Source organism: Raoultella sp., assembly GCF_039594335.1.
Taxonomy (GTDB): Bacteria; Pseudomonadota; Gammaproteobacteria; order Enterobacterales; family Enterobacteriaceae; genus Klebsiella.
Genome location: NZ_JBCNNS010000118.1, coordinates 1 through 13,673 on the forward strand (window position 1 = coordinate 1; position 13,673 = coordinate 13,673).

Annotated in this window: 11 protein-coding genes; 3 read left to right on the forward strand and 8 right to left on the reverse strand. The window is 51.5% G+C overall.

Annotated features, from left to right (window positions below; translation table 11 throughout):
- Positions 1–171: 171 nt before the first annotated feature.
- From silA to ACZAHD_RS17590, 4 genes are all read right to left on the reverse strand, one after another.
- Positions 172–3,318, reverse strand: a complete 3,147-nt coding sequence (gene silA, locus ACZAHD_RS17575; RefSeq protein WP_462457920.1) for a Cu(+)/Ag(+) efflux RND transporter permease subunit SilA — start codon at positions 3,316–3,318, stop codon at positions 172–174.
- A 10-nt stretch (positions 3,319–3,328) separates the two neighbouring features.
- A complete protein-coding gene (locus ACZAHD_RS17580; protein ID WP_462457921.1) occupies positions 3,329–4,612 on the reverse strand; it encodes an efflux RND transporter periplasmic adaptor subunit in 1,284 nt (427 codons plus the stop codon).
- A gap of 113 nt (positions 4,613–4,725) precedes the next feature.
- Positions 4,726–5,079, reverse strand: a complete 354-nt coding sequence (gene cusF / locus ACZAHD_RS17585) for a cation efflux system protein CusF (protein ID WP_462457922.1) — start codon at positions 5,077–5,079, stop codon at positions 4,726–4,728.
- A gap of 33 nt (positions 5,080–5,112) precedes the next feature.
- Positions 5,113–6,498, reverse strand: a complete 1,386-nt coding sequence (locus ACZAHD_RS17590; RefSeq protein ID WP_462457923.1) for an efflux transporter outer membrane subunit — start codon at positions 6,496–6,498, stop codon at positions 5,113–5,115.
- A gap of 188 nt (positions 6,499–6,686) precedes the next feature.
- Between ACZAHD_RS17590 and silR the strand changes: the two genes are divergently transcribed.
- The 3 genes from silR (at position 6,687) to silE (ending at position 9,514) form a co-directional block, all read left to right on the forward strand.
- Entirely contained in the window at positions 6,687–7,367 is a 681-nt protein-coding gene (gene silR / locus ACZAHD_RS17595) for a copper/silver response regulator transcription factor SilR (protein ID WP_462457924.1), read from the forward strand.
- Positions 7,360–8,835, forward strand: coding sequence for a Cu(+)/Ag(+) sensor histidine kinase (locus tag ACZAHD_RS17600; RefSeq protein WP_462457925.1), 1,476 nt, complete (start codon positions 7,360–7,362; stop codon positions 8,833–8,835). The genes silR and ACZAHD_RS17600 overlap by 8 nt, the downstream gene beginning before the upstream one ends.
- A gap of 244 nt (positions 8,836–9,079) precedes the next feature.
- The gene (silE, locus tag ACZAHD_RS17605; RefSeq protein ID WP_462457926.1) at positions 9,080–9,514 is read left to right on the forward strand and encodes a silver-binding protein SilE; all 435 of its coding nucleotides are present in this window, start codon (positions 9,080–9,082) and stop codon (positions 9,512–9,514) included.
- 150 nt (positions 9,515–9,664) lie between these two features.
- Here the strand turns inward: silE and ACZAHD_RS17610 are convergent, their stop codons facing one another.
- The 4 genes from ACZAHD_RS17610 to livM all read right to left on the reverse strand — a co-directional run bounded on the left by ACZAHD_RS17610 (position 9,665) and on the right by livM (position 13,660).
- Positions 9,665–10,543, reverse strand: a complete 879-nt coding sequence (locus tag ACZAHD_RS17610) for an NAD(P)-dependent oxidoreductase (RefSeq protein WP_462457927.1) — start codon at positions 10,541–10,543, stop codon at positions 9,665–9,667.
- Positions 10,544–10,788: 245 nt separating this feature from the next.
- A complete protein-coding gene (locus ACZAHD_RS17615; protein ID WP_462457928.1) occupies positions 10,789–11,505 on the reverse strand; it encodes an ABC transporter ATP-binding protein in 717 nt (238 codons plus the stop codon).
- Positions 11,502–12,377: an ABC transporter ATP-binding protein gene (locus ACZAHD_RS17620; RefSeq protein WP_462457929.1), complete on the reverse strand. Its 876-nt coding sequence runs from the start codon at positions 12,375–12,377 to the stop codon at positions 11,502–11,504. Before ACZAHD_RS17620 ends, ACZAHD_RS17615 begins: the two co-directional genes overlap by 4 nt.
- Positions 12,374–13,660: a high-affinity branched-chain amino acid ABC transporter permease LivM gene (gene livM, locus ACZAHD_RS17625; protein ID WP_462457930.1), complete on the reverse strand. Its 1,287-nt coding sequence runs from the start codon at positions 13,658–13,660 to the stop codon at positions 12,374–12,376. The genes ACZAHD_RS17620 and livM overlap by 4 nt, the downstream gene beginning before the upstream one ends.
- Between the last annotated feature and the right edge of the window lie 13 nt (positions 13,661–13,673).

Sequence of the window (13,673 nt, forward strand, 5' to 3'; positions counted from 1 at the left end):
ATGAAAAGGGGCTAAAGCACGGCGGAAAAACTTCTGGCACAATGCGCGGGCAGGCATAGAGGTGATCTCATTGAATTTGTTAGCGCAATCAGTAGATCACAAAACTCTATGCCTGTCTTTTTTACTCGCCCATTACTGGGGATCCCTCAGCCCTCTGGGGGGCTTTCTGTGTCATGACACGCTTTTTTTATGTCTGCGCAGCCAGATTAATTTATAGGCAGCAGGAATAATGAACAGGGAGAGTAGCGGCGCGGTAATCATTCCGCCTATCATCGGCGCCGCGATCCGGCTCATGACTTCCGAGCCCGCGCCGGTTCCCCAGAGTATGGGCAACAGACCGGCAATAATAACCGCCACGGTCATCGCTTTTGGCCGGACACGCAGCACAGCACCATGATAAAGGGCTTCATCAAGGCCTTCCGATGTGAACGTCTCCTTACGGGACAACTCCGGATGCGCTTCAATGGCATGGCGCAGATACATCAGCATGACCACGCCAAACTCAGCCGCTACCCCGGCCAGCGCAATAAATCCGGTGCCGGTCGCCACTGACATGTGGAATCCCTGCCAGTACAGGAACCATATTCCACCGACCAGCGCGAACGGCAGGCTCATCAGAATAAGTAAGGCCTCATCAACACGACGGAATGCCAGATATAACAGAATGAAAATAATCATCACCGTCATCGGTACCATCAGTTTCAGTTTCTTATTGGCGTGCTCAAGTAATTCAAACTGGCCGGAGAATGCCACACTGGTACCCGGTTTCAGTTTCACTTTCTGGCTAATCGCTGTCTTAATGTCATTAACCACCGACACCATGTCCCTGCCGCGGGCATCAACATAGATCCAGCTGGCTGGCCGGGCATTTTCCGTTTTCAGCATGGTGGGTCCGGAAACGACGTTAATGTCGGCAACATCGCCCAAGGTAATTTGCTGCTTCATCGGCGTCAGGATTGGCATCTCTCTCAACCCCTGTGGGCTGTTCCGGTAATCCTGCGGATAGCGGATGTTAATCGGGTATCGGGCCACACCTTCAACCGTTTCCCCTACCATGGCACCTCCTATGGCCGAGGAGACGAACAGCTGAACATCGCCGACTGTCATACCGTACCGGGAGGCTTTTTCCCGGTTAATATCCACATCAATGTAACGCCCACCTTCCAGCCGTTCAGCCAGAACAGAAACCACACCCGGCACGGTTTTGGTTACGGCTTCGATACTTTGTGCTGTCGCATCAATATCTGACAGAACGGTACCTGACACCTTGATACCTATTGGACTTTTTATCCCGGTTGAGAGCATATCAATACGATTGCGGATAGGTGGTACCCACAGGTTAGCCAGACCGGGCAAACGAACGGTCTTATCAAGTTCCTCAATAATCTTGTCAATCGTCATGCCTGTCCGCCACTGATCCTCTGGTTTCAGTTGAATCGTGGTTTCCATCATTTCAAGAGGCGCGGAGTCCGTGGCGGTCTCGGCCTTACCTGTCTTGCCAAAAACGGAAGCCACTTCAGGCACCGTTTTGATTAACTTGTCCGTGGTCTGCAGGAGCGCTGCTGCTTCACCTGGAGATATACCGGGCAATGTTGATGGCATATACAGCAAGTCACCTTCATTAATTTTCGGAAGAAATTCACCGCCAATCTTACTCAAGGGCCAGATCACGGTGAAGATAGATAAGATGGCGACCAACAGGGTTGTTTTTGGCCAGTGAAGCACTCTGAGTAGTAAAGGATGATAGGCATTAATCAACAACCGGTTTAGCGGATTACTGGTCTCCGCGGGGATTTTTCCCCGGATCCAGAATCCCATCAGTATCGGAATGACGATGATGGCCAGGGTGGCCGCTCCCGCCATGGAATAGGTTTTCGTAAAAGCCAGCGGGCCAAACAGACGCCCTTCCTGTCCTTCCAGGGTAAAAACAGGAATGAAAGATAAGGTGATGATTAGCAGACTGATAAACAATGCGGGGCCAACTTCGACGGAGGCCTCGGTGATGACCTTCCAGCGGGTCGCGTTGTCAATCTGTTCCCCGGGATGACGATGGTTCCACTCCTCCAGCCGCTTATGCGCGTTTTCAATCATGACGATCGCGGCATCCACCATCGCACCAACGGCTATCGCAATTCCTCCCAACGACATAATATTGGCATTCAGCCCCTGGAAATGCATGACGATAAAGGCGATACAGAGACCCAGTGGCAGAGAAATAATCGCCACCAGAGCAGAACGAACATGCCAGAGGAACACCGCACAGACGATGGCTACAACAATAAACTCTTCAAGGAGCTTGTGGCTGAGGTTGTCAATGGCACGGTCGATTAACTGGCTGCGATCGTAGGTCGTTACGATCTCGACACCTTCAGGCAGGCTGGCCTTCAGCGTCTCCAGTTTATCTTTCACCGCAGTGATAACGTCGCGCGCATTTTTTCCCGAGCGCAGGATCACAACGCCACCGGCGACTTCTCCCTGACCGTTAAGCTCTGCAATACCGCGCCGCATTTCCGGACCTGTTTGTATGCGCGCAACATCACGCAGATAAATCGGTACTCCGTTTGCGCCGGTTTTCAGTACGATATTTTTGAAATCATCAATGGACTGAAGGTAACCGCTAGCACGCACCATGTACTCTGATTCTGCAATCTCAACGGATGAACCACCGGCTTCCTGGTTAGAGGATTCAAGAGCCTGTTTCACTTCGGGCAGACTGACGTCGTACTGCGACAGTTTTATCGGATTTACCTGGATCTGATACTGCTTCACCACGCCGCCAACTGATGCCACTTCGGCAACATTCGGGATGGTTTTCAGCTCATATTTCAGGAACCAGTCCTGCAGAGAACGCAGTTCCGAAAGATCGTGTTTGCCGCTGCGATCAACAAGAGCATATTCAAATATCCAGCCCACGCCCGTGGCATCAGGGCCAATTTCAGAGCTCACACCGGCAGGCAGTTTCCCCTGAACCTGATTAAGGTATTCCAGCACGCGGGAGCGCGCCCAGTACAGGTCGGTTCCATCTTCAAAAATGACATACACATAGGAATCACCGAACTGGGAAAAACCGCGTACGGTTTTTGCACCAGGTACCGACAGCATGGTGGTGGTGAGCGGATAGGTGACCTGATTTTCAACAATTTGCGGTGCCTGGCCGGGATAGCTGGTTTTAATAATGACCTGCACATCAGACAGATCGGGCAACGCATCCACAGGTGTATTGATGATAGTCCAGGTTCCCCAGATGCTGAGAAACAGGGCTCCCATCATGACCAGAAAACGGTTGGCGACTGCCCGCCGGATAATCCATTCAATCATTGTCTTCTCCTCAATGACCCGAATGCATATCTGCAGGGTTGTCAGACATTGTCGGCATCGTGCCATCCCTTTTTTCAGAATGGCGCATACGCTCCAGAGCGCCGGTAATATTGGCTTCGGAGTCAATCAGGAATAGACCACTGACCACCACGGTATCCCCTTCATTAAGACCCGCGCCAATACCAGACTGTTGCTGTGACTCATGCAGAACCTGGATACTTTTCGGGATAAACCGCCCTTGATCATCGACAGTAATCACGCGCTGTTCCTTGCCGGTATCTATCACCGCCTGGCTCGGTATTAACAGCATTTCCTGGCTTTGGGTATTGAGTTTCAGGTAGGCATTCATGCCAGGTTTCAGCAGTTCATCCTTGTTAGTTACCTGCAGACGAATCTGCAACGTGCGGGTAGTTTGATCCGCGCTGGGAAGAATGTTCCATTTTTCGACATGGAACATTTTATCCGGATAAGCCGGCACCGAAATTTCAAACTGTGACGTGTCTTTCAGCAAATAGGCGATGGATTCCGGGACCGCTGCACTGATCCAGACCGGATCCATCCCCTGTATCTGCGCCACCACTTTATCCTTCGATATATTCATTCCGCTACGTAGGTCAAACGCAGTAATAACACCATCTATAGGTGCCTTAATGGTAAATCGGGTCTGGATGCTGCGGGTTGAACGTAGCCTCTGGATATCCTCTTCCGGCATGCCAGCCAAACGAAGCCGTTCCAGGACGCCCTTAATTTGCGTGGGCGTCCCCCCGGTAGCGGATAACAGAAGGAACTCACTTTGTGCTTCCACCCAATCCGGGATGGTGATATCGATAAGCGACGTCCCTTTCTTCACATGATCGCCAATCGTCAGTGGATACACTTTCTCGACGAATCCGTCAGAGCGCGCTTGTACAATGACAAACTGATATTCGTTATAACTGACGTTGGCCGGGATCGTCTGGGAATAACTCAGCATTCCGCGTGTGACTTTTTGTGTTTTTAGTCCAAGGTTCTGGATCTGCGTGGGATCAATACGTATGCCGGCACTGTTTTTTTCGTCGCTTTCATCAGCATATTTAGGCACCAGGTCCATATCCATAAAGGGAGATTTGCCGGGTTTATCAAATTTAGTATCCGGTTTCATTGGGTCATACCAGAAAAGCACCTTTCTCTGCGGTGACGTTTTTACTGTATTTTGTGCTGCGTTTATATACTGCCAGGCAGTAACAGATATCAGCCCTCCGGCGATGAGGCTGCTGATAATTATTGCAGCATATTTTATCTTTAAAGAAGCCATACAATTTCCCGCAAAAAAATCAAAACTCCTGGCATGTGCGCCAGAGGATGAATTCACAGAGCTGATTTGGTGAATATTTAGGCGCACAGGGTATATTCGCTCCAGACTGTCAATCAGGATTGCGTAATTTTAATATTTTTGAGTAAAGAGATATTGCCCTGCTGGACAAATGAAAAATCAACGTGGCTGCCTGTTTTCAGTGTGGCAATGTTTACGTCGGCTTGAACAAATGTGAAACGCATAGTCATTGCAGGCCAGCCGACCGCAGGAATAGCTTCATGGGCAATGGTGATCTTTTTATTATCAAGATCTATCTCTTTTACGACACCCGTCCCATTGATGACCTGCTGCGATGAGGCGTCACCAGCAACATTCATTGTGCCGTGCTGATGTTCTTCAGCATGAAGACCAGCAGAAAACATGATGGAGAGAGCACTGAATACAACCGCTTTAAGTGAATTACGCATTTTTAATTTCCTGATTGATTAATTAAATATTATTTACTCTACCCAACCGCCACCCAGTGCAGTGAACAGATTAATTTCATTAATCTGTCGGGAATAGATAAGGTCGAGAATGGCTTGCTGCGTTGTGAACAGTGAGCGTTCTGCATCAAGTACTTCGATATAACTGACGGCACCGCTGGAATATAATCCCCTGGCTCGCTGGAGAGTTATCTGTAGCGAGTCAAGATAACGCCGCTGAGCGTCAATTTGCTGGCTAAGACTGTCTCGCAGCGCAAGTGAGTCGGCAACGTCCTTAAATGCTGACTGAATTTTTTGTTCATAATTAACCACCGACTGCTGCTGACGAATTTCAGCCAGTTTCAGATTGGCTTTATTCCTGCCGGCATTAAAGATGGGAATGTCAATTTTAGGGATAAAATTCCACATTCCACTCACTGGTGTGAAGAGACTGGATAGCTCGGTACTGCTTGCCGAAAGATCGCTGGTCAGGGTAATCGACGGGAAAAAAGCCGCACGTGCTGCACCGATACTGGCGTCAGCTGCTTTCAGCTGATATTCCGCTTCCATAATATCCGGGCGCTGCAGCAGAATTTGTGAGGACAGGTTCGGCGGCAGTTTTACGGGCGTAATATCACGGTCGTTCATCCCTTTTTCTGAGGGAAGCGCGCGATACGTTCCCAAAACCAGCTGCAGGGCATTATTTGCCTGGGCCAGATCGCCTTCTCTTTTGGCTATCTCTGCGCGGGTACTTGCTATTTGCCCTCGGGCCTGTTCAAGCGCCAGAACATTCGTACTACCGGTCACCAGTTGTTGTTCAACGAAAGCATAGGACTGCTCATAATTTTTCAGCGTTTCCCTTGCGATGCGGAGTTGTTCATACGCCAGCTGCTGACTGTAGTAACTCTGCGACACCCTGGAAACCAGCAGAATGTGTACGGCACGACGGGCTTCTTCACTGGCAAAATAGTTCTGTCTGTCAGACTCACTCATGTTCCTGAGCTTGCCGAAAAAATCGAGCTCATAGCTGAGCACCAGACCTGCGTCGTACGCCTGAGTGGTCGGTTTGTCACCTTTCAGCCCGCCGCTGTAAGTGATTCCTGACGATCCATTCAACTGGGGATAGCGATCGGCATCCGTCACATTGAACTGCGCACGGGCCTCTTCGACCTTCAGGGTGGCCATTCTTAAATCGCGGTTATTATTCAGGGCTTCGGTGATCAACCGGGTCACCTGCGGGTCAACAAAAAAATTACGCCATCCGGTGTCCTGATATCCATTCACCGCGGGTGTCAGGCGATTGCGGGACTGAGAGAACAGCTCAGGTACCGGCGCTGCTGGCCGCTGATATTCAGGTGCCAGAGACACGCAACCTGCCAGGATGAATATTGTGCTGATGCTGAGTAGTTTTAATTTGAACATAACGCTTCTCGTTCAGGCAAACCGGGTGAATGGTTCAAATGAAGTCCGAATATTGATGGGGTTACTTTACAGAGCGTTCTCTGTTTACCGGGTGACAGGATAATGACAATGTTGTCATTTTAACGGTAATTCGTTGATAACAGTGGTGGGCGCAATAGAATGTCATCAGAAGCCAGCCGGGGAGCAAAATGAAAATACTGATCGTTGAAGACGAAATTAAAACAGGTGAGTACCTCAGCAAAGGGTTGACTGAAGCTGGGTTCATCGTCGATCACGTTGATAATGGTCTGACGGGTTATCATCTCGCCATGACTGCCGAGTATGATTTAGTGATCCTGGATATTATGCTGCCTGACGTGAACGGCTGGGATATCCTCCGTATGCTCCGCACTGCCGGAAAGGGGATGCCGGTATTGTTGCTGACAGCTCTCGGCACGATTGAACACCGGGTCAAAGGACTTGAGCTGGGCGCAGATGATTACCTGGTTAAACCTTTTGCGTTTGCTGAACTACTCGCGCGGGTACGAACCTTGTTGCGACGGGGGAATACACTGATCACGGAAAGCCAGTTTAAGGTGGCTGACCTCATGATTGATCTCGTATCAAGAAAGGTCAGTCGCGCCGGAAACCGCATTGTGCTCACCAGTAAAGAGTTTAGTCTACTGGAGTTTTTCATTCGTCATCAGGGAGAAGTCCTGCCCCGCTCCCTGATTGCTTCCCAGGTGTGGGACATGAATTTTGACAGTGATACCAACGCAATTGACGTTGCGGTTAAGCGGCTTCGCGCAAAAATAGACAATGATTACGAGCCGAAACTGATCCAGACGGTTCGCGGCGTTGGCTATATGCTGGAGGTCCCGGATGCATAGCAAGCCTTCAAGGCGCCCTTTCTCCCTCGCCCTGAGGCTGACCTTTTTTATCAGCCTGTCCACAATCCTGGCTTTTCTTGCGTTTACCTGGTTCACGCTGAATTCCGTTGAAAATCATTTCGCCGAGCAGGATGTCAGTGACCTGCAACAAATCAGCGCCACGATGAACCGTATACTGCAGTCACCGGCAGACCCGGATGAGAAAAAGATAAGCAAAATAAAGGAGTCGATTGCCAGTTACCGCAACGTTGCGGTTCTGCTTCTGGATCCGCAGGAAAAGGTGTTATTCAACTCGGCGCAGGGCGCGGCATTACGCCCGGCGGTAAATACCGCTCATTTTAGTGATCACCTCCGGGCAAGGGATGTTTTTCTGTGGACGGTAGAGGATTCTGCTCGGCCAATGCGCTCCGTTGCTGATATGAAAATGGAAACATACCGGATAATCGCGTCTTCCGGGACGGCGATATTTCAGGGAAAAGCGCAGAACTATGTCATGTTGATCGGCCTCTCCATTAATTTCCATCTTCACTATCTTGATGCGCTGAAAAAGAATCTGATTGCGATTGCCGTGGTGGTAAGCCTGCTGATTATTCTTATCATTCGAATCGCGGTTCGCCAGGGGCATCAGCCCCTACGTAACGTCAGTAATTCCATTAAAAACATCACCTCTGAGAATCTCGATGCGAGGCTGGAACCAACCCGTGTTCCCATTGAGCTAGAGCAGTTGGTCATCTCTTTTAATCACATGATTGAGAAAATTGAAGATGTCTTTACACGGCAGGCCAATTTTTCTGCCGATATCGCACACGAGATCAGAACCCCCATCACCAATCTGATGACGCAAACTGAAATTGCGCTGAGCCAGGACCGGACGCAGAAGGAGCTTGAGGATGTCTTGTACTCAAACCTTGAAGAGTATAATCGGATGACCAAAATGGTCAGCGATATGCTTTTCCTGGCGCAGGCAGATAATAACCAGTTGATCCCTGAGCGGACCATGTTTGATTTGAGTGTGGAGGTGATTAAAGTCTTCGATTTCTTTGAAGCATGGGCGGAAGAACGTAACATCACGTTGAAATTTAACGGGATGCCCTGCCTGGTAGAAGGCGATTCCCAGATGTTCAGAAGAGCCATTAATAATCTGTTATCCAATGCCCTGCGTTATACACCGGAAGGTCAGGCAGTGACTGTCACGATCAGGAAGCTGGCAAGCTATTTTGAGCTTATCATTGAAAATCCGGGAAAACCCATCCCTGAAGAACATTTGCCAAGGCTATTCGATCGCTTTTATCGGGTGGATCCATCGAGGCAACGAAAAGGCGAAGGCAGCGGTATCGGTCTTGCTATTGTGAAATCAATCGTGGAAGCACATCACGGAAAAGTTCAGGTGGAATCAGATGTGCATTCGACACGTTTTATATTATCAGTGCCAAGGCTGGGAAAAATTAACCCAACAACTCAACACTGACTTGCATGAATAAAATGACCACGATGTCATCAGGCTGTCATGGGGGAAACAGAAGCCATTCGATATAATTAGTGCAACTTATCAGGAACGCTGTATTACCTCATCAATACGAAATATCCATACCGTTCTATGAGAGGAATATACAGCCGACAGTGCGGAAAAATTCTTCAATTTATCAGTGAACGCAACTGAAAGCATTGACGACAATTACCGGACATTACTAATTAACGAATGGAGAATGAACATGAAAAATATCGTATTAGCATCTGTGCTAGGTTTTAGTTTAATATCTACAACCTGGGCCACTGAAACAGTGAATATCCATGAGCGTGTCAATAATGCACAGGCTCCGGCCCATCAAATACAGTCTGCTGCTGTTGCCGCCACGATCCACGGGGTAGCCCCTCGGATGGCCGGTATGGATCAGCATCAACAAGCCATTCTTGCCCATGAAACCATGAATAACGGTTCAGCGGATGCACACATGAACATGGCGGAAAGTCACCAGAAGATGATGGGAATGAACACCGTTAACGCCGCTTCCCACCCTGCAACTTCGTTTGCGACGATGAATGAACATGAAAGAGCAGCTGTTGCCCATGCGTTCATGAACAACGGTCAGTCTGGCCCACATCAGGCCATGGTCGATGCACATCGCCATATGAGCAATGCTGGCTGAATGGGCTGTAGTGTCCGTACTGCCACACACTAAAAACCCGATGTATTTCGGGTTTTTATTCATGAAAAATGCGTGCGCTACGTGAATTCTATGCTTTCAGCCGGCCGGGGAATGTATAAGAATTCACGCAGGCCCCCTGCTCATTTTGCATTACTGCTCGTTTGTCGACCGTCCCGCCAGCCAGGCATACACCGATGCCAGGTCACGATCGGCAAACCCCTCTTCGGCGGCGTCATCCCAACAGTCGGCGATGGTGGCCAGAATCGGCAACTGGGTCTCTTCCGCCGCTTCAAGCGCCAGTCGCGCATCTTTCAGCGCATGGCTGAGCTGCATTTGCGGCGCAAAATCATTCGCCGCGATCATCTCCAGCTTGGCTTTCACATACGGCGCCGCCAGCGGGCCACCGTCAAGCGCCCCCCAGAACTGCTCGGGAGTAAAGCCTAATTTCGCCGCCAGTAACGTACTTTCTGCCACGCCTTCCATCATAGTGATCAGCCAGGCGTTCAGTACCAGCTTCATTTTCTGACTGTTGCCGACGTCGCCAAACCATTGTGTGCCGCGCGCTATCGCCTCAAAGACGCTCTCGGCCTTCGCGCCTCGCTGACGATCCCCGCTGGCCAGCACCAGAATTTGGGCATTTTCCGCCGGTTTTTTCGTTCCCGACACCGGCGCATCGAGGTAGACCATCGATGGACGAAGCGAGGCCAGCAGATCGACCGCCACCTGTGTTTGTTCGACGCCAATCGTCCCCATCTGGCAAAAAACAGCATCTTGCTGGCAAACCGGAGCTACCTCGCGGATCGCATTCAGGGTCGCTTCACCATCGGTCAGAACCGACAGAATCACCTCCGCCGACGCCACGGCCTGTTGCGGCGTCGCATGACGAATCAATCCGCTGGCCATCAAATTCTCACCCCGCTCAGGAGTACGATTCCAGCCATGAACGGTGAAGCCTTTTTTTAACAGATTGCTGGCAAAAGCATGCCCCATAGCACCGAGCCCAATAACGGCAACAACCGGTAAGTTCATTCCATTTCTCCCGTGTTAATTTCGCACCTGCATTGCGTCCCGGCGACGTCGGTAGCGCACTGGCCAGGTAAAGGTCATTCAGTATGCCCGCATCCGCAGAAGAAAGGCCAGCTCGTTTATCGCCTTTATCCTGAAGAAATCAGCAGCTTGCCCTGACGAGAAACGCAAACGCCGACGGGAAATCGCCGGCGGATGGGGGATTGGTTGTCTGTTTTAATGTCCGGAGTTAGTGACGCTGTCACTTATCAGGTCACACCAAGATAGGCATTTCTCACTTCAGGGTTGTTCAACAGTTCCCTGCCTGTTCCGGTTAATTGAATCTGACCATTCACCATTACGTAGGCGCGGTCGGACAACTTCAGCGCATGATGCGCATTTTGCTCCACCAGAAACAACGTCATGCCCTGCTGCGTCAGCTCACGCAGGATCTGGAATATCTGTTTGACCACCAGCGGCGCCAGTCCAAGACTGGGCTCATCCAGCAGTAGCAGTTTCGGTCGGCTCATCAATGCCCGGGCAATCGCCAGCATCTGCTGCTCGCCTCCCGATAAGGTCATGGCACGCTGTGTCCGTCGCTCCTCAAGACGAGGAAAAAGCTGATACATTCGCGCTTTATCCTCATTCTGATAGCGGCTGCCCACAGGAATCGTCCCCATCAGCAGGTTTTCCTCCACCGTCATATCGGCAAAAATCCGTCGCCCTTCCGGTGCCTGGGCGATGCCGTGACTGGCAATAAAATGGGTGGACCGTCGGCTGATATCCTCGCCGCGATAGCGAATCTGTCCTTCGGCGATGCACGGTTGGCCAAAAATGGACATTAACAGCGTGGACTTCCCGGCGCCGTTGGCGCCGATCAGCGCCACCGTCTCCCCTTCATTAACCGTTAAGGAGACCTGTTTCAACGCCTGGATCTGACCGTAGAACACATCAACCTGACGAAATTCAAGCAACGGTTGGCTCATTCGGCAAGCTCCTCTTCATCCGTTCCCAGATAGGCCGCGATCACACTGGTATTCGACTGAATCTCCTTCGGTTCACCGCGGGCGATCACATCGCCGTGATCGAGCACGATAACGTGATCGGAAATCTCCATCACCATCCCCATGTCGTGTTCAATCAATAATACGGTCACGCCGTGATACAGGCGCAGGAAGCGGATAATCTGACTCAGCGCCTGAGTCTCCACGGGATTCAGCCCCGCCGCCGGTTCGTCCAGACAGATCATCTCGGGCCCGGTACACATCGCGCGGGCAATCTCCAGCCGCCGTTGCTGCCCGTAGGAGAGCGTTCCCGCCAGCAGGTTAGCGCAATCCTCCATACCGACAACCTCCAGCCAGTAGAAGGCCCGATCCAGCGCCCGGCTTTCGGCAGCGCGATACCCACGGGTATTGAAGATCCCGGCGAGTAAATTGCGATTTACCTGCATATGCTGGGCCACCAGCAAATTTTCAATCACCGACATCTCACGAAACAGCCGAATATTCTGGAAGGTTCGCGCCAGCCCCGCCCGGTTAACCAAATGCGTCCCACCGAACATTTTGTAATAGAGCCGCGATCCCAGCGCGGCTGGATGGAGAAAATCCGTCGGATGAAGCTTTTGTCCCAGCACCTGAATCACGTCGGTCATCCGTGATCGGGCATGCAGCCTGATCGTCCCGCCGGTCGCACGATAAAACCCGGTCAGGCAGTTAAACACCGTGGTTTTGCCCGCGCCATTCGGGCCAATCAGCGCGGTAATCGACCCTCTTTTAACCGCAAGATTGACATCATTGAGCGCTTTAATACCGCCAAAATGCATCATCAGATGCTCGACCTGCAAAATATTATCCTTCATGGCGCCACTCCCTTACGTATCTCCACCCCCGTACGACTGGTACGCACCAGCCCACGTGGCCGCCAGATCATCATCAGCACCATCAATACGCCAAACAGCAGCACCCGATATTCGTCGAACCCGCGGAGCAGTTCCGGCGCCACCGTCAGGACAAACGCGGCCAGCACCACGCCCAGCGTCGAGCCCATCCCGCCCAGTACCACGATCGCCAGAATCAGCGCCGACTCAAAAAAGGTAAACGAGGTCGGGTTAACAAACCCTTGATAGGTGGCAAAAAAGACGCCAGCAATCCCGGCCGTAGACGCCCCCAGCATAAACGCCGAAAGCTTCACCAGCACATGGTTCAGCCCCATGGCCCGACAGGCGATCTCATCTTCACGCAGCGCCTCCCATGCACGCCCGACAGGCATCCGCGTCAGTCGGTGCTTAATAAACAGCACCAGCAGGACCACCAGGCAAAGCACGGCGTAGATAAAGATAAATTTGAGGTTGGGGTTATAGCTGATGTGCAGAAACTCGTGGATGGGCACCCCGCCGTCTTTGGCCCGCCGGCCAAACTCGAGACCGAACAGCGTCGGCGCCGGGACGGAAACCCCATTCGGTCCCCCGGTAAAACTGACCCAGTTATTCAGCACCAGGCGGATAATTTCACCAAACCCGAGAGTGACAATCGCCAGGTAGTCACCATGCATTCGCAGCACCGGAAATCCCAGCAGCGCACCTGCCAGCGCCGCCATAATGGCGCCTATCGGCAGCATTGCCCAGAAGCCCAGTCCCAGATACTGATAACCCAGCGCCAGGCCGTAGGCGCCAATGGCATAAAAGGCCACATAGCCCAGATCGAGCAGGCCCGCCAGACCGACCACAATATTCAGCCCCAGTCCCAGCAGCACATAAATCAGCCCGAGAATCGCCACCGTCAGCAGATATTTTGTTGCGATGATCGGGAACAGGATTGCGAGGACTACCAGCAGCGGAATGACCCAGCGCAGCCGAGATCGATAACCGACGGGTCTCACGTATACGCCATCATTCGTTCCTTCAAAGCGAGCGAAGAACTGGCGACCGCTGCGACTTTGCAGTATCAGACTGAGCAGCAGTCTCCCGATCATCACGATGCCAACCAGCACCAACACTCGCGGGGTTGACAGAGTGTAACTGTAACCTTTAAGCACAATGCCCACGATCGGGCCAAATACGATCAGCGCACACAATCCGGCCAGGAGGCTGTCGATCAGGCAACGCCTGATATCCAGCCCTGGCTTACGGGACACTTCAGCCATGTTTGACCCCTTA